Source organism: Pseudomonas frederiksbergensis, assembly GCF_000802155.2.
Lineage (GTDB): Bacteria > Pseudomonadota > Gammaproteobacteria > Pseudomonadales > Pseudomonadaceae > Aquipseudomonas > Aquipseudomonas frederiksbergensis_A.
The window spans coordinates 1-15066 of record NZ_JQGJ02000006.1; the positions used below are offsets into that span (position 1 = coordinate 1).

Annotated in this window: 18 protein-coding genes; 6 read left to right on the forward strand and 12 right to left on the reverse strand. The window is 59.6% G+C overall.

Annotated features, from left to right (window positions below):
• Positions 1-22: 22 nt before the first annotated feature.
• Both JZ00_RS13330 and cysZ read right to left on the reverse strand, forming a co-directional pair.
• The gene (locus tag JZ00_RS13330) at positions 23-1198 is read right to left on the reverse strand and encodes a glycosyltransferase family 4 protein (RefSeq protein WP_039591647.1); all 1176 of its coding nucleotides are present in this window, start codon (positions 1196-1198) and stop codon (positions 23-25) included.
• Between the two features lie 64 nt (positions 1199-1262).
• Positions 1263-2018 carry a sulfate transporter CysZ gene (gene cysZ / locus JZ00_RS13335; protein ID WP_039591646.1) on the reverse strand — a complete coding sequence of 252 codons (756 nt, stop codon included), beginning with the start codon at positions 2016-2018 and terminating at the stop codon, positions 1263-1265.
• A 310-nt stretch (positions 2019-2328) separates the two neighbouring features.
• On the opposite strand from cysZ, the gene trxB reads away from it, so the two are divergent.
• Positions 2329-3291 carry a thioredoxin-disulfide reductase gene (trxB, locus tag JZ00_RS13340; protein WP_030139882.1) on the forward strand — a complete coding sequence of 321 codons (963 nt, stop codon included), beginning with the start codon at positions 2329-2331 and terminating at the stop codon, positions 3289-3291.
• 101 nt (positions 3292-3392) lie between these two features.
• On the opposite strand, the gene JZ00_RS13345 is transcribed toward trxB, so the two are convergent.
• The 7 genes from JZ00_RS13345 to JZ00_RS13375 form a co-directional block, all read right to left on the reverse strand.
• A complete protein-coding gene (locus JZ00_RS13345; protein WP_039591645.1) occupies positions 3393-4643 on the reverse strand; it encodes a 2-aminoadipate transaminase in 1251 nt (416 codons plus the stop codon).
• A 189-nt stretch (positions 4644-4832) separates the two neighbouring features.
• On the reverse strand, positions 4833-5171 hold the full coding sequence (locus JZ00_RS13350) for a HopJ type III effector protein (protein WP_039591644.1): 339 nt from the start codon (positions 5169-5171) through the stop codon (positions 4833-4835).
• Positions 5164-5460, reverse strand: coding sequence for a DUF1244 domain-containing protein (locus tag JZ00_RS13355; protein WP_039591643.1), 297 nt, complete (start codon positions 5458-5460; stop codon positions 5164-5166). The genes JZ00_RS13350 and JZ00_RS13355 overlap by 8 nt, the downstream gene beginning before the upstream one ends.
• Before the next feature lie 97 nt (positions 5461-5557).
• A complete protein-coding gene (gene folX, locus JZ00_RS13360; RefSeq protein ID WP_025211888.1) occupies positions 5558-5938 on the reverse strand; it encodes a dihydroneopterin triphosphate 2'-epimerase in 381 nt (126 codons plus the stop codon).
• Positions 5939-6496: a GTP cyclohydrolase I FolE gene (folE, locus tag JZ00_RS13365; protein ID WP_039591642.1), complete on the reverse strand. Its 558-nt coding sequence runs from the start codon at positions 6494-6496 to the stop codon at positions 5939-5941.
• Between the two features lie 21 nt (positions 6497-6517).
• The gene (gene folM / locus JZ00_RS13370; RefSeq protein ID WP_039591640.1) at positions 6518-7222 is read right to left on the reverse strand and encodes a dihydromonapterin reductase; all 705 of its coding nucleotides are present in this window, start codon (positions 7220-7222) and stop codon (positions 6518-6520) included.
• Between the two features lie 112 nt (positions 7223-7334).
• Complete coding sequence (locus JZ00_RS13375) at positions 7335-7895, reverse strand: antibiotic biosynthesis monooxygenase (protein WP_039591638.1); 561 nt, start codon at positions 7893-7895, stop codon at positions 7335-7337.
• A gap of 223 nt (positions 7896-8118) precedes the next feature.
• Here JZ00_RS13375 and JZ00_RS13380 point away from each other — a divergent pair, with 223 nt between their 5' ends.
• A complete protein-coding gene (locus JZ00_RS13380) occupies positions 8119-9078 on the forward strand; it encodes a MerR family transcriptional regulator (protein WP_039591637.1) in 960 nt (319 codons plus the stop codon).
• Positions 9079-9086: 8 nt separating this feature from the next.
• Here JZ00_RS13380 and JZ00_RS13385 read toward each other — a convergent pair whose 3' ends face one another.
• The gene (locus tag JZ00_RS13385) at positions 9087-9692 is read right to left on the reverse strand and encodes a hypothetical protein (protein WP_039591636.1); all 606 of its coding nucleotides are present in this window, start codon (positions 9690-9692) and stop codon (positions 9087-9089) included.
• 49 nt (positions 9693-9741) lie between these two features.
• Positions 9742-10215 (reverse strand): PAS domain-containing protein, encoded by a 474-nt coding sequence (locus JZ00_RS13390; protein WP_039591635.1) that lies wholly within the window; start codon positions 10213-10215, stop codon positions 9742-9744.
• A gap of 149 nt (positions 10216-10364) precedes the next feature.
• On the opposite strand from JZ00_RS13390, the gene JZ00_RS13395 reads away from it, so the two are divergent.
• The 4 genes from JZ00_RS13395 to JZ00_RS13410 all read left to right on the forward strand — a co-directional run bounded on the left by JZ00_RS13395 (position 10365) and on the right by JZ00_RS13410 (position 13697).
• A complete protein-coding gene (locus JZ00_RS13395; RefSeq protein ID WP_039591634.1) occupies positions 10365-10844 on the forward strand; it encodes a flavodoxin in 480 nt (159 codons plus the stop codon).
• 108 nt (positions 10845-10952) lie between these two features.
• Positions 10953-11735, forward strand: coding sequence for a class II aldolase/adducin family protein (locus tag JZ00_RS13400; RefSeq protein ID WP_039591633.1), 783 nt, complete (start codon positions 10953-10955; stop codon positions 11733-11735).
• Positions 11735-12637, forward strand: coding sequence for an alpha/beta fold hydrolase (locus JZ00_RS13405; protein ID WP_039591632.1), 903 nt, complete (start codon positions 11735-11737; stop codon positions 12635-12637). The genes JZ00_RS13400 and JZ00_RS13405 overlap by 1 nt, the downstream gene beginning before the upstream one ends.
• 148 nt (positions 12638-12785) lie before the next feature.
• Positions 12786-13697 carry an SDR family oxidoreductase gene (locus JZ00_RS13410; protein ID WP_039591631.1) on the forward strand — a complete coding sequence of 304 codons (912 nt, stop codon included), beginning with the start codon at positions 12786-12788 and terminating at the stop codon, positions 13695-13697.
• A gap of 41 nt (positions 13698-13738) precedes the next feature.
• On the opposite strand, the gene JZ00_RS13415 is transcribed toward JZ00_RS13410, so the two are convergent.
• Positions 13739-14503 (reverse strand): N-acetylmuramoyl-L-alanine amidase, encoded by a 765-nt coding sequence (locus tag JZ00_RS13415; RefSeq protein ID WP_039591630.1) that lies wholly within the window; start codon positions 14501-14503, stop codon positions 13739-13741.
• Positions 14504-15066 lie beyond the last annotated feature (563 nt).

Below are 15066 nucleotides of genomic sequence, written 5' to 3' on the forward strand. Positions count from 1 at the left end.
TGGTCTGAGCATCACCGAACAATCAGCGTACGGTCGGCGCGGCAGGCATCACCTGCTCGCCGGCACAAGCCCCCCGCAATAATGCCTCGAATTGCTCGATCACCGACGCCCAGCCTTGGCGACTGGCGTGCTGGCGCGCATTGAGCCTCACGCAACGCAAGGCTTCGCGCTCCTCCAAAAGCCAACGGGCCGCGTCGCAGAACGCCTCTTCGTCCCCCGGCATCGCCGACACCCCGTTATAGCCGTGACGGATGTGCTGCGCTGCCGCGGCCTGGTCGTAGGCCACCACGCCCAGCCCGGACGCCAATGCTTCCAGCACGACGTTGCCGAAGGTTTCGGTCAGGCTCGGAAAGACAAACACATCCCCGGACGCATAATGAGCCGCCAGCGCTTCGCCACGCTGTGCTCCGCAGAATATTGCCTCGGGCAGTTGCTCTTCGAGCGCGAGCCGCTGTGGGCCGTCGCCTACGATCACCAGCTTGATTTGCCGTGTCGGAAAAGCACTGCGCAGGGTGTCGAAGCACCGCTTGAGCAGCGCAAGGTTTTTCTCTGGCGCCAGGCGTCCTACATGCAGCACTGCGATATCGTCATCGCCCAAGCCCCAGCTCTCTCGCAGGGCGACCGAGCGTTTTGCCGGGTGAAACAAATGACTGTCCACGCCACGGGACAACAACGCCACGCGTTCGAAATGCCGGCGTTCCAGTTCCAGGCGCTGGCTGACGCTGGGCACCAGCGTCAGGCTTGAGCGGTTGTGGAACCAGCGCAGGTAATGCGTGAGTCCACGACTCAACAGGCCGAGGCCGTATTGCCGGGTGTATTGCTGGAAATTGGTATGAAAGCCGCTCACAACCGAGATACCCAGGCGCCGCGCCGCACGCAACGCGGACAAGCCCAGCGGCCCTTCGGTGGCGATATACAACACATCCGGGCGATGACGTTTCCAACGCCGCAGCAGCTTGTGCATCGAAGCCTGCCCCCACTGCAACCCCGGATACCCCGGCAGTGGCCAGCCCCGACACAGCAGCAATTGGTCGTTACTGGTAAGGCCCTGGTCCCCGGCCTGGCGAGGCCGAATCAGTTCTACCCGATGCCCGCGGGCGCGCAAGCCGTCATGGAGACGACCCAGGGTGTTGGCGACGCCATTGATTTCCGGCGCAAAGGTTTCGGTGACGAGCGTAACGTGCAAGTGTGTAGTCATGACCCCAGTGTCGACCGGGGCCGTTGCGCCATTGTGACGCCTGGATGATGGATTTGTGACGAAGTCAGCCTTGACGGGCCAGCGCCGTCTCCGCACCTTGCTCGCGCACCCAGAACAACGTCGCCCCGGCCACCGCCGCCGGCATCATTAGAATGTTCACGAAGGGGATCAACAGCACCAAGTACACGCTGCCGCCAAAGCCCAGGCTCTGCCAGCGCTTTTCCCGCAGCCAGGCGAGCATTTCGTTCCAGCCCAGCTTGTGGTTGTCCGCCGGGTAGTCGATGTACTGGATAGCCATCATCCAGATCCCGAACAGCAACCACAGCGGCGCGGCCACCACATTGACCCCCGGGATGAACGACAGCACGAACAGCCCCAGGGCCCGCGGCAGGAAATAACCGAGCTTGCGCGCCTCCCGAGCCAGGGTGCGCGGGATCATGGCGACCAGCTCGCCCCAACTGAACGCCGGGAAATCATCCGTGCCGCGCACTACCACTTCGACCTTCTCGGCGAGAAAGCCATTGAAAGGCGCCGCGATGATATTGGCGAGCATGGTGAAGGTGAAAAACACCATCAGCACCACAAGGACGACGAACAGAGGCCACAGCACGTAGCTCAGGAAACTCAGCCAATCCGGCAGCGACGGCATCAGCGTTTCGACCCACAGGCTGAACTGATGGCCAGCCAAATAGATCAACCCGACGAACAGCGACAAGTTGATTGCCAGCGGCAGCAATACAAAAAGACGCAGGCCGGGGCTCAGGATCAATTTGAGGCCTTCACGCAAATATTGCGGGCCAGACAGGACGGGGGCGGGCATAGGTGGCTCCGAGGGTAGTGGACGCGCCGACCTTACCGGCTTTGCCTTGTGCGGGAAAGCCGCGACATGGCGTGTAACAAAGGTTTAGGGGACGGATAGTCGCTATCGGCAGCGCAGCAGCGGATAGAGCTCACCTATGAGCTGGATTGTTAAACCGTATTTCCTTAATCTTCGCTCCCTCGATACGCTTCACCCAATCTTTTTCAGGACTGTCGAACCCAAGCCTTCCCCAAGTGCATCAACAGTCCTTTTTTATTCCCGCCGCTCAGCCGGCGTTCCGGGCCGCAGGTCCGGTCAACAGGAGCAGGTCATGTCTGAAGTCCGTCATTCGCGAGTGATTATTCTCGGTTCCGGCCCTGCCGGTTACAGCGCCGCGGTCTATGCGGCACGTGCCAACCTCAAGCCGTTGCTGATCACCGGCATGCAGGCCGGCGGTCAATTGACCACCACCACCGAAGTCGACAACTGGCCAGGCGACGTTCACGGCCTGACCGGCCCGGCCTTGATGGAGCGGATGAAAGAACACGCCGAGCGCTTCGAGACCGAGATCGTCTTCGATCATATCAACGCCGTGGATTTTGCCGCCAAGCCATACACCCTGACCGGCGACAGCGCGACCTACACCTGCGACGCACTGATCATCGCCACCGGCGCCAGCGCTCGTTACCTGGGCCTGCCGTCGGAAGAAACCTTCATGGGCAAAGGCGTTTCGGCCTGCGCCACCTGCGACGGTTTCTTCTACCGCAACAAGCCGGTGGCGGTGGTCGGTGGTGGTAACACCGCTGTCGAGGAAGCCCTGTACCTGGCGAACATCGCCAGCACGGTCACCCTGATCCACCGTCGCGAAACCTTCCGCGCCGAGAAGATCCTGATCGACAAGCTCAACGCCCGCGTCGCCGAAGGCAAGATCATCCTCAAGCTCAACGCCACCCTGGACGAAGTCCTGGGCGACAACATGGGCGTGACCGGTGCGCGCCTGAAGAACAACGACGGCAGCTTTGACGAGATCAAGGTTGACGGCGTGTTCATCGCCATCGGCCACACCCCGAACACTTCGTTGTTCGAAGGCCAGCTGGAACTCAAGGACGGCTACCTGGTGGTCAAGGGCGGCCGCGACGGCAATGCTACCGCTACCAGCGTCGAAGGTATCTTTGCGGCCGGCGACGTGGCCGACCACGTCTACCGCCAGGCGATCACCTCCGCCGGTGCCGGTTGCATGGCGGCCCTGGACACCGAGCGCTACCTGGACGGCCTGCAGAACGCCTCGTTCTGATTTTCGGGCACAAAAAAAACCGGCTTCGGCCGGTTTTTTTGTGGCTGGATATCTGCCGGTGAACCCTGTGGGAGTCCTCTGTTTGGTCAGAAGATCGGTTATCAGGCCAGCTTCGCCAGGCAAGCCTCCAAAATATCCAACCCCTCTTCCAGCACCGCCGCTTCGGTCGTCAACGGCGCCAGCAGCCGGATGATGTGCCGCGACTTGCCGCTGGGCATCAGCAGCAAACCCGAATCCCGCGCCGACGCCAGCAATTGCGTGAGTTGGGCCGGGGCCGGGGTGCCATCGGCGTGGGAGAGTTCGATCCCGCGCATCGCGCCGACGCCGGTCAGGCGGCCCAGGTAAGGGCTCAGCCCGCGGCTGCGCCAGGATTGATAGCGGCTGACGATCGCTTCTTCCTGTTGTGCACCCCAGGCCTTCAGGTTGGTATCAGTCATTTCGTCCAGCGTTGCCAGCGCGGCGGCGCAGGCGATGGGGTTGCCCGAGTAAGTGCCGCCGAGCCCACCTTTAGGCAGCGTGTCCATCAGCGACTTGCGGCCGACCACTGCGCCCAGCGGCACGCCCCCGGCAATGCTCTTACCCAGCAAGATCAGGTCCGGCTCGATGCCCAGTCGCGAGAACGCAAAACGCTGCCCGGTGCGACCGAAACCGGACTGGATCTCATCGATGATCAGCACGATGCCCTTGTCGTCACAGAACTGCCGCAATGCCTGGGCGAACGCCACGTCCATCGCCAGGAAGCCGGCTTCGCCCTGCACCGGCTCGACAATGAAGCAGGCCACGTCATTCACATCGATCTCGACGCTGAACAGCCTGTCCATGGCTTTCAGCGCTTCGGCGCATGTCACGCCGTTGTCCTGGCTGGGGTAGGGCAGGTGATACACCGGCCCGGGCAGTACACCGACTTTCTGTTTGTAAGGCGCGACCTTGCCGTTGAGGTTGAGGGTCGCCAGGGTGCGGCCGTGAAAGGCACCGTCAAACGCGATCACGGCCGTGCGGCCCGTGGCGCCTCGCACGATCTTCAAGGCATTCTCCGCCGCCTCGGCACCGCTGTTGGTGAGCATGCCGCTGACCGGGTAATCCAGCGGGATAAACGCCGCCAGGCGTTCCATCAACTCAATGTAGGGGGCATGAGGCGCGGCGTTGAAGGCGTAGTGAGTCAGCCGGGTGGCCTGTTCGCGGATCGCCTCGACGATGCGCGGATGGCAATGGCCAAGGTTCAAAACACCGATGCCCCCGACGAAATCGATGTAGCGTCTGCCGTCGGTGTCCCAGACCTCGGCATTCTTGCCGTGGCTGAGGCTGACGGGATGCACGATGGAGATCGATTGGCTGATGGTTTCGCTGCTCATGGATGACGGTCCGGACGAAGAAGAAATTGCCGTTATCTAAGCCGCGAGCAGAGGGGCCGGGCAAACGAAATAAAGTTGCCGGGTCAATCTTAAAAGTTGGGATGTGGTAAGGAGCCTGGCGTTCTCGAGTCCCTGTGGCGAGGGGATAAATCTCCTCGCCACAAAGGCTGTTTTCGAAAGTTCGATGGATCAGCGCCGTTGCAGTGGCTGCGCCTCGAATGTCACACCCTCCAACCCATCGGCCATCAGCGCGCGGATATTGCCGTGGTCGCTGCCTTCGGGCGTGGCCAGTACCGAACGATAATGTTCGCCAAACGCCAGCAGCGCTTCTTCGTCGCTCAAGCCTTCAAGCAGCGCCAGGCCCAACGTCTTGCAGGAGCCTTCGTTCTGCCCGGCGGCGTTTTCCACGCCGCCATTCTTGAAGGCCCGGGGTTGATAGTCGTAGCCATCGGCAATGAAGGCCAGGGTGTCGGCAAAAAGATGCTCGCCGCTCTTGAGGCTGGTGCGAAAGGTGTTCAGGTCAGGCATTGGGGTTTCCTTTGGCGAACGCCGCTTGCTGCTCGGCACTGGCTTCTTTCTGGTACTGGGCTTTCCATTCGGCATAGGGCATGCCGTAGACGACTTCGCGTGCATCATCGAGGCTGACGTCGATCTGGCGCTCATCGGCGGCCGCCTTGTACCACTTGGACAGGCAGTTGCGGCAGAACCCGGCGAGGTTCATCAGGTCGATGTTTTGCACATCCTTGCGGCTGTCGAGGTGGGCAACCAGCCGACGGAATGCGGCGGCTTCAAGTTCGAGGCGTTGTTGGTCGTTCATGGGAGTCTCTGCGAGACAGCTTCAAGTGGCACGCTTCAAGCTGCAAGTGGGTTTGCGGTGTTCAGGCTTGAAGCTTACAGCTTGAAGCTTTTGGCTGCTACGAAGTAGCCCTGCTTGCCGCCAGCGTAATCGATACGGACTCGGCGAAGCGCAAGGCATGCGGCTTGTCGACTTCGACTTCGGCATACAGCACCGACTCGTTTGCCATGACCAGGTCGAGCAGCTCCTGGGTGAGGCGTTCGAGCAGGGCGAAGCGATTGCCTTCCACGTGGGCAATGATCGCCTTGGTGATGGTGCGGTAGTTCAGGGCATGGTCGATGTCGTTGTCGCGCACCGCTTCCTGGGCGGCATAGAGGATGGTCAGGTTGATCAGCACATCCTGCTTGTTGAGGATTTCATCCTCGTTGATGCCGATGAATGTACGCAGGCGCAGGTCCTTGACCTTGATGCGCGCCATGGCGGGTTGAAGTTGTGGCATTTATTGGCTCCGTCGAATCAATTGCAGGAACTCCTGGCGCGTGGTGCTGGATTCGCGAAAAGCGCCGAGCATCACCGAGGTGTTCATGGTCGAGTTCTGTTTTTCGACACCGCGCATCATCATGCACATGTGTTGGGCTTCAATCACCACCGCAACGCCGGCAGCCTGGGTGACCCGCTGCACCGCGTCGGCGATTTGCCGGGTGAGGTTTTCCTGGATTTGCAGGCGGCGGGCGAACATGTCCACCAGTCGCGCGACCTTCGACAGCCCCAGGACCTTGCCGGTGGGAATATAAGCCACATGGGCCTTGCCGATGAAGGGCAGCAGGTGATGTTCGCACAATGAGTAGAGCTCGATGTCGGCGACAATCACCATTTCATCGCTGTCGGAGGCAAACAAGGCGCCGTTGACGATCTGTTCGACGCTTTGCTCGTAGCCATGGCAAAGGTACTGCATGGCCCTGGCCGCGCGCGCCGGGGTATCCAGCAAGCCTTCGCGTTCCGGGTCTTCGCCCAGGCCGATCAGGATCTCACGGTAATGCTGGGGCGAAAGCGCCATGGTGGTTCCTCGAGGCCGGGATTATTTGATGTGCCGCCCGCCATTCACCGTCAGGGTCGTGCCAGTGACATAAGGGTTATCCAGCAGATAGCGCAGGCTCTGGTAAATAACCTCGCTGCCAGGCTCGAAGCCCAGCGCGGACTTTGCCAGGGCCTTGGCGCGATAGGCCGCATCGTCGCCGGGATTGAACAGTAGCAGGGCCGGGGCGATACCGTTGACCTTGATGGTCGGGGCATACTTCGCCGCGAAAGACAGCGTCAGGCTTTCAAGCCCGGCCTTGGTGGCGCAATAGGCGATGTGCTTGCTGCTGCCCTTGCGTGTCACATCATCGCTGATGTGCACGATATCCGCCGGAGTGCAGCGCTGCAGCAGCTCGGCGCAATGCAGGTTGATCAGGTAAGGGGCGAGCATGTGCACCGCAAACATTTCGTTGAATGCGGCTGTTTCGCTCTCCGGGGTTTCGGCCAGCCAGGCAGAGGCGTTGTGCACGATCGCTCGCAGTTGGTCGGTGTGCTGCTTGAGCTGATCGATGAAGCCAAGGATACCCGGTTCGCTGGAAAGATCGGCGAACAGCACCGTAGCCCCCATGTCTCGCAACGCCTGCACGCCTGGGCGTTCGGTGCGGTAAGTGGCGATGACCGGCTGCCCGTCCTCCAGCAAACGTCGGGCGCAATGCAGGCCGACGCGTTGGGCTGCGCCGGTGATCAGGATCGGAGCGGTAGGCATGGGGTGGTTTGGCTCGGGTCGTGGCACAAGCAAAAACTATAACAGCGACGGCGGGCGCCTCCTATGCGCAAAGGCGAGTCCAGCGCCCCGCCCGGTTTGCGCAGGCGCCGGTTCAATGATTCTGCGTCGACGCCAACGGCCGTTCTGGTGTACCGGTGAGCCAGCCCGCCAATAAACGCGTCGACATAGGGATAAACAAGTACACCATCAGGGGCGTCAATATGAGCGTGCTGATGAATACCCTGCTCAACATCGCCAGTTCGCCGAGTAGCGGCGCCAAGAGGAAATTGAACAATAACGAAACCGGAAAGAACGCAAGCCAGATGGCTACGGCCTGTTTCCAACGTGGCGGGCGCTTGCCGGCCGCGCCGAACCAGCCATCGATACCGCGTACCCGGTGTTCGGATGGATGGGCAAACAGTTCGCTACCGCGCCCCAGCCAGGCCGTGCGCGAGGCCGAATGTTCCCAGGCGTGAAGGGTCTGCTCGTCGGCGAATCGGAAGATAATCTGGAATTCGTCGTCTTCGGGCGGTGGTGCGAGCACGCCTGAGCCCAGGTAGCCCGGGAAGTCAGCTGCTAACAGTTCGCCTTCACGCAACCACGCGATAAGGTCGTGATAACATCCATTGGCGACGCGGCGCGCCACCATGAGTGTGACTGGGGAGGCAGACATTTTGTATCTCCATGTTACAGGTGCGGTTGCTCGGGATAGGAGCTTCGCAGTTAAAGACGCCCCGTGGGTAAGGGCTGCGTCTGGTCACAAGAGGCAGGCAAGGATTATTCCCAGTCGAGCACAAAACAACAAATCCACAGATTGGCCGGTGCTGTCCCTTGTCAGTGCACCGCTGACAAGGGGTAATATGGGATCCAATTTTCCAGTTGGGAAAACCGACGGAATGAGCGTAATCACCGAAGATAATGCCGTTTTCTCGGCGCCCGGCGCCGTGAAGCGCGATGACTTGTTTCCTATTCGCGAAGTGGCGCGGTTGACCGGCGTGAATCCCGTGACGTTGCGTGCATGGGAACGTCGCTATGGCCTGATCCAACCCACGCGCACCGAAAGCGGGCATCGCCTGTATTCCTTGGATGATGTTGAAAGGGTCCGCAGTATCCTCGCTTGGATCGAGCGTGGGGTGGCCGTGAGCAAGGTGGGAAAGATTCTGGCGAAGACCGAATCGGTGCAGCCGGTCTCCAGGTTGATCACCCCCGATCTGGTGCGCGCCGATTACAGCCAATGGCAACAACAGGTAGCGGACGCGGTCGGCAATTTCGACGATGTGGAACTGGACCGGGTCTACGGGCAGATTTTTTCCTGCTACACAGTGTCAGTGGTCTTCCAGGACATCCTGATGCCGCTCTGGCGGGACCTGCTGCAACGCCGGCACGAGTTCGGGCAGACCAGCGAATGGCTGTTCTACGACGCTTTCCTGCGCTCGCGTGTAGCGCAACGGCTTCTGCTCAATCGTGAGCTGCTAGCCAGGCGTGTTCTGGTCTGCGCGATTGCCAGCCAATGCCGGGAACTTGAATTGCTGGTGGCTGCGCTTTTCGTGTCCAAGGCCGAGGTGGGTGTCAGGGTTCTGACTATCGGCCTGCCCTTTGACGAGCTGACCTTCGTTTGCCAGAAGATCCAACCTTTGGCATTGGTGCTGGTGTCCAACCACGCGCCGATCACCGAGCTGCCCAAGCGTCTGAAACAGTTGGCGATGGGCTTGGATTGCCCGTTGTTCCTGGCTGGCGAGGCGTCCGATCTGGCTCAGGAAAGCCTGGAGGGCTCATCAATCGGTTGCCTGGGGGCCGACGGAACGGAAATGCGCCTGCGCTTGCGTCAATTCCTGGACGGTACCCTGGATACCTGATAGCAGGCTTAGAGGTGCATCGCGGGATGAGCCAGGCGATGTTGTTGAAGAATGTATTGGCGTAGCCGTTCAGTTTCGTCCTGGTCGTGCTGGCTCAGGTGATAAGCGTACAGGCCTTGATCGGTTTCCCTTTCGAATGTGCCACGCAAGGCAATCCTCTCGTAGCCTGACGGGCTGAACCAAAGGGCGAACTGCTTCACAGGCTTGGTGCGATTGCGGATTTCCAGCAGTACGCCTTTGCAAGACACCTCGTGCACCCACAAGGGCCCTGGCTGCCCCTGGGCATTTTCCAGTGCCACCGGCTCCTCGAGCGCGAGGCGCCAGGGCCGTATTTTCGGTCCATCCTCGTAGATGCTCGGCACACCCAGGCGAAGGTGCATGGCGTGGAACTCATCTTCAACCAGTTGCAATGGAAAGGTCATCTGCTGGTTTTCGAAATTAGCCTGCAGCGTGACCTGTTCATTTGCCGCCAGACGTGTCAACAGATCACGGATCTGCGACCCGCCGTTAACCAGCAGGCTCGACGTGACGTCCCGCTCGTTCAATTGCGGGTTGTGCTGCATCGTCCGGATGAAGTCCAGTTCGTCCTGGGTCAGGAGGCTGTCGCGCTGCATAGGGTGCTCGAAAAAAGATATTTTCACTGGTGATTGTAGTGACTGACCACTAATTCGCCGTTTTGTTTTCGCCATTCGTCGCATTGAGCCGAGCGATGGTCTGCCGTGCTTCGGCCAACTCCGCTTCCAACTGGGTAATGCGTTGTTGGGCCCTCACTTGGACCGTTACGTCTTTCTGCACCCCAACGAAATAGGTATGGCCATCGGCTTCGCTTTTCACCGTGGACAGTGACAACTCGTTCCAGAACGGCGTGCCGTCCTTACGGTAGTTGCGCAGGATTTGCCTGCATGAGCCTCCTTCTTTCAAGGCCATGCGGATGGATTCGAGGGAAGGTTGGTCGCGATCGCCCGACTGCAGGAACCGGCAATCCTGATAGAGGATTTCGTCGCGTCCATAGCCGGTCAGCCGTTCAAATGCAGGGTTTACGTAAATCAATATGTTGTCTTCGCCTTCCTTCTCGGCGACAACGATTCCATCGTTCGAAGCGTTGATCACCAGTTGCATCAGATGAGCATTGATCATGAAGTCTCTCCTTTAGGAGCCGAGTATGCGCGTCATTCTAAAAGAACCAAGCGCGATGTTCATTGGCCATTAGTTGTTGAGAGTCAATCGCAGCTTTTGCGCGCAGCCTGTTACTATTCCCGGCCTCTATCAGCTTCAGGATCAGATTGATGAAAGTCGCCATTCTTTCCGGCTCCGTATACGGCACGGCCGAAGAAGTTGCCCGGCATGCCGCCAACCTGTTGGGTGATGCCGGTTATGAAGTATTCCATCATCCACGGGCGACCCTGGAGGACATCAAGGCGTTCGGACCGCAAGCGTTGCTGGCCGTGACGTCGACAACGGGAATGGGTGAACTGCCGGACAACTTGATGCCGCTGTACGCGACGATTCGCGACCAGTTGCCCGCATCGTTCCGCGGTCTGCCTGGCGCGGTCATCGGCTTGGGGGACGCGAGCTACGGTGACACGTTCTGCGGTGGTGGCGAGCAGATGCGCGAATTGTTCGGCGAGCTGGGCGTGCGCGAAGTGCTGCCCATGCTGCGCCTGGATGCCAGCGAAAGCGTTACCCCTGAGACCGATTCCGAGCCCTGGCTGGAGAAACTGATCGCAGAGCTGCAGCGGGCCCCTGGTGACTCGCTCGGCCAGTAAGCTGGCTGCCAAGGCAACTACCGCCCCCGCCGGAGCTGACTAGACTGGTTTTCTTGTTCATGAGGATCGTGGACATATTTCTCTAACAAGAAGCCAGAGGTCACCGCCGTGAGCGTAGCGTCCCTTCAATCGACAGTCGGCATCAAAGATCAGGTCACTGCGGCCGAATGGCAGACCCGTGTCGATCTCGCCGCCTGTTATCGGCTTGTCGCGCTGCACGGCTGGGATGACTTGATCTTCACCCACATCTCCGCGAAGGTTCCCGGTACGCAAGAGTTCCTGATCAATCCATACGGCTTGATGTTTCATGAAATCAGCGCGTCGAGCTTGGTGAAGATCGATCAGGCCGGCAACAAATTGATGGACAGCCCCTACGAGATCAACCCCGCCGGCTTCACCATTCACAGCGCAGTCCACGAAGTGCGGCACGACGTTGAGTGCGTATTGCACACCCACACCGCAGCCGGCGTCGCGGTATCGGCCCAGAAGCAAGGCGTGCTCCCGATCAGCCAACAGTCGTTATTCGTGCTGTCGAGCCTGGCGTATCACCCTTATGAGGGGGTAGCGCTCAATCCCGAGGAAAAAGCCCGCCTGCAAGCGGACCTCGGCGAGAACAACTTCCTCATGTTGCACAACCATGGCCTGCTGACCTGCGGCGGCACCATTGCCGATACGTTCCTGATGATGTTCATCTTCCAGCGGGCCTGCGAAATCCAGGTATTGGCCCAGACGGGCGGTGCCGAGTTGATCGCCATCGAGCCGCAGGTCCTGGCCGGTGCCCGCGCAATGGTCGCCGGAGTGACCAGGAGCGCCCAGGGCATGGGAGGGGCGTTGGCTTGGCCGGCGCTGCTGCGCAAACTCGACCTGCAAGATCCGAGTTACAAGAGTTGATGCCCATGGTGCAGATCCCCTTGCGTGTCTGGCGACAGCGCGGCCAGATGTTCATGTTCCGTGGCCATGCTATCCGGTACTGGGTTGCAGGACATGGCGAGCCGTTGCTATTGATCCACGGGTTTCCCACCGCCAGTTGGGATTGGCATTACCTGTGGCAGCCGTTGGCGCAGCGTTATCGGGTGATTGCCTGCGACATGCTCGGTTTTGGTGACTCCGCCAAACCGGTGGATCATGTCTACAGCCTGCTTGAACAGGCCGATCTGCAACAGGCATTGCTGGCGCATCTGAACGTGACGCAAGCGGTTCATATACTGGCCCATGACTACGGCGACAGCGTGGCCCAGGAGCTCATCGCCCGGCATGGCGAGGCACGCATCAATGTCGCCAGTTGTACCTTTCTCAATGGGGGCTTGTTCCCGGAAACCCATCGTCCGGTGCTGATGCAAAAACTTTTGCTCAGCCCTCTGGGATGGTTGATTGGCCGGGCTTTTTCAAGGGATGGCCTGGTCAAGAGTTTTCGACGAATCTTCGGCCCCTGGACTGCCCCCACCGAGAGCGAACTGGATGATTACTGGAGCCTGATCGAAACCCATCGCGGACCACGGGTCATGCACAAGCTCATTACCTATATTCCGGAACGACGCGTGCAACGTGACCGTTGGGTCAAGGCGATGCAGCGTGGTGAGGTACCCATGCGAGTCATTGACGGGGCATTCGATCCGATTTCCGGTGCGCATATGGTGGCGCGTTACCGAGCCCTGATTCCCAACGCCGATACAGTGTTGTTAGCCGATATTGGTCACTACCCCCACACCGAGGCGCCAGTGCAGGTGCTCAAGCATTACCTGGCATTTCGCGAAGCGATCGCTGCGCCTTACCGGCAACTGGCATGTTCCTGACGATTATTGCCGGGACGAGATAGCGCGACCGCTGCATCATCCCTTCACCTTATTGCCTGCCATTCACTCCCGCCCTTGTTGATTGTGACCGGCCGACTTGTACCGGACACTCGTGCCAATGTCCTATCGGTCTGATGGAGTTCTGCCCATGAATGATTCTGTGCGCTTCGAAGATAAAGTCGTGATTGTCACTGGTGCCGGTGGTGGCCTGGGTCGCGCCCATGCGCTGTTGTTCGCCAGGCATGGCGCAAAAGTGCTGGTCAATGATCTCGGCGGTTCGGCGCAGGGCGAGGGGGCCAACGCTTCGGCAGCGGATCGGGTGGTCGCTGAGATTCGCGAGGCCGGGGGCATCGCCGAAGCCAACCACGATTCTGTTACCGACGGCGACAAGCTTGTGCAAAACGCCCTCGACGCATTCGGCAGGGTTGATGTTGTCGTCAACAACGCCGGCATTCTGAGGGACAAGACCTTTCACAAAATGGACGACGCGGACTGGGACCTGGTTTACCGCGTCCATGTCGAAGGCGCCTACAAAGTCACCCGTGCCGCCTGGCCGCACCTGCGCGAGCAGAATTACGGCCGGGTTATCTTCACTGCTTCCACGTCCGGCATCTACGGGAACTTCGGCCAGTCCAACTACGGCATGGCCAAGTTGGGTCTCTATGGCCTGACGCGTACCCTGGCCATCGAAGGGCGCAAGAACAACATCTTCGTGAATGCCATCGCCCCCACCGGCGGAACCCGCATGACCGAAGGCCTGATCCCGCCGCAAGTGTTCGAGCAACTCAAGCCCGAACTGGTCAGCCCGCTGGTGGTGTACCTGGCCAGTGAAGCCTGCCAGGAAACCTCCGGCTTGTTCGAAGTCGGCGGCGGCTGGATGGGCAAGGTGCGCTGGGAGCGCAGCCTTGGCGCCGGGTTCGACCCGCGCGAAGGCTTCTCGCCAGAAGACGTCGCCGCCCATTGGCAACAGATCTGCGATTTCCAGGATGCTGTCCATCCAAATGACAATCTGGAAGCCTTGAAGGAAATGATGGCTAACCTGCAGCGTTACGCCGTCTAGCACTTTTTGCCCGGGCCGGTTGCCATCATCCGGCGACCAGCTCAGGGAAAGTATTTCTGCACCAGGGCCGCCAGGTTCGCGGCGGTCTCGATGTCCATCACGCCGTCATGCCTGGTCGGACGAAAGTGCAACTGGAAGGCACGTACGAGTCGTTGGAAACCCACGACCGTGGTTGCCGCCGAAGTGTCATAGCCATACCTCTTGAATAACCCGAGCAGTTGTTCGCGAAGTGGGATGCCGTTGGTTTGATACGCCCGCATGAACGATTTCTGCGTGGCCTCGTCAAACCAGGCCCCGATTCCCTTGAGATACAGCCCGTGCCAAGGAAACATCGGGCCGGGGTCGCTTTTTCGCCCTGCTGCGATGTCCGAATGCCCCACCACATTGACTGGACTGATGTCCGGGTATCGCTTGAGGATGTCCGATGCCAAGTATTCGATGGCCTCGATTTGCTGGGCCTTATAGGGCGGAAAGGTGAATTGGCCTTGGTTATCGGTTGCCAGGTTGACGATTTCGACGCCGATCGAAGTGTCGTTCAAATTGCTGCGATTTCCCCAACTGCTTACGCCGGCATGCCAGGCGCGCTGGTTTTCGTCCACGAGATTGAATATTTGTGGTTCTTTGAAGCCCAGCTTCAGGTAAGTGGGGTCGGCGACGTCGGGGATAAGGTAATGAGCACTGACGGAAGGGCCCGTTAATGCATTGACGGAAGAGGCGAAGTTGCCGGCCGTGTAATGAAAGACCAGAAAGCGAATGCGGCTGTTATGACTTTTTGTTGAACGAAAGCGTGCGTTGTCTATTTGCATGATCAATGACTCACTGCTGAACAAATCGGAGCGATATGCGGCGATTGATTCAGCGTAACAATCAATTATCGGTCTGCGCGTAGTTCTGATCTGGCGTCGTTGTAGGAGCAGACAACAGCCAATACGTTATTAATGTAACTGGACCGTAAAAAGATTCCGACAAAGTTGTAGGAAGCAAGAAAGCTCTCAGTTGAATCGATTAAAAATAAAAAAGGCCGCTGCAAAACGCAGCGGCCTAAGCGTGACGTTGCAAAGGAGCTACAAATCAACGTCAGTAGTGCACGGGGACGATGGATTGATGCGCAATCCATCCGAATGACGGTGCGCCGGGCGCGAGGGACGCCATGGCGACTTGTGCTTGCAGGCCCGTTGCCCTGCAAGCCCGGCCAGCATAGGGATCGGACGTTGCGGGAAACAGCCCGGTTCCAGACATGCACTGTTGCAGTGCGCGCAACAGTCCCACGCACCGTGATCGCCATGCGCGGCATTGATGATCCATCATCCAGTCTGTTCATGCGCTGCGCAGAGGCCAGTCCCGCACGGGCTGTAATCCTTTCTAGGTA

Coding starts and splice junctions, on each gene's coding strand:
- JZ00_RS13330 (WP_039591647.1), bottom strand. CDS start 1,198: ATGACTACACACTTGCACGTTACGCTCGTCACCGAAACCTTTGCGCCG.
- cysZ (WP_039591646.1), bottom strand. CDS start 2,018: ATGCCCGCCCCCGTCCTGTCTGGCCCGCAATATTTGCGTGAAGGCCTC.
- trxB (WP_030139882.1), top strand. CDS start 2,329: ATGTCTGAAGTCCGTCATTCGCGAGTGATTATTCTCGGTTCCGGCCCT.
- JZ00_RS13345 (WP_039591645.1), bottom strand. CDS start 4,643: ATGAGCAGCGAAACCATCAGCCAATCGATCTCCATCGTGCATCCCGTC.
- JZ00_RS13350 (WP_039591644.1), bottom strand. CDS start 5,171: ATGCCTGACCTGAACACCTTTCGCACCAGCCTCAAGAGCGGCGAGCAT.
- JZ00_RS13355 (WP_039591643.1), bottom strand. CDS start 5,460: ATGAACGACCAACAACGCCTCGAACTTGAAGCCGCCGCATTCCGTCGG.
- folX (WP_025211888.1), bottom strand. CDS start 5,938: ATGCCACAACTTCAACCCGCCATGGCGCGCATCAAGGTCAAGGACCTG.
- folE (WP_039591642.1), bottom strand. CDS start 6,496: ATGGCGCTTTCGCCCCAGCATTACCGTGAGATCCTGATCGGCCTGGGC.
- folM (WP_039591640.1), bottom strand. CDS start 7,222: ATGCCTACCGCTCCGATCCTGATCACCGGCGCAGCCCAACGCGTCGGC.
- JZ00_RS13375 (WP_039591638.1), bottom strand. CDS start 7,895: ATGTCTGCCTCCCCAGTCACACTCATGGTGGCGCGCCGCGTCGCCAAT.
- JZ00_RS13380 (WP_039591637.1), top strand. CDS start 8,119: ATGAGCGTAATCACCGAAGATAATGCCGTTTTCTCGGCGCCCGGCGCC.
- JZ00_RS13385 (WP_039591636.1), bottom strand. CDS start 9,692: ATGCAGCGCGACAGCCTCCTGACCCAGGACGAACTGGACTTCATCCGG.
- JZ00_RS13390 (WP_039591635.1), bottom strand. CDS start 10,215: ATGATCAATGCTCATCTGATGCAACTGGTGATCAACGCTTCGAACGAT.
- JZ00_RS13395 (WP_039591634.1), top strand. CDS start 10,365: ATGAAAGTCGCCATTCTTTCCGGCTCCGTATACGGCACGGCCGAAGAA.
- JZ00_RS13405 (WP_039591632.1), top strand. CDS start 11,735: ATGCCCATGGTGCAGATCCCCTTGCGTGTCTGGCGACAGCGCGGCCAG.
- JZ00_RS13410 (WP_039591631.1), top strand. CDS start 12,786: ATGAATGATTCTGTGCGCTTCGAAGATAAAGTCGTGATTGTCACTGGT.
- JZ00_RS13415 (WP_039591630.1), bottom strand. CDS start 14,503: ATGCAAATAGACAACGCACGCTTTCGTTCAACAAAAAGTCATAACAGC.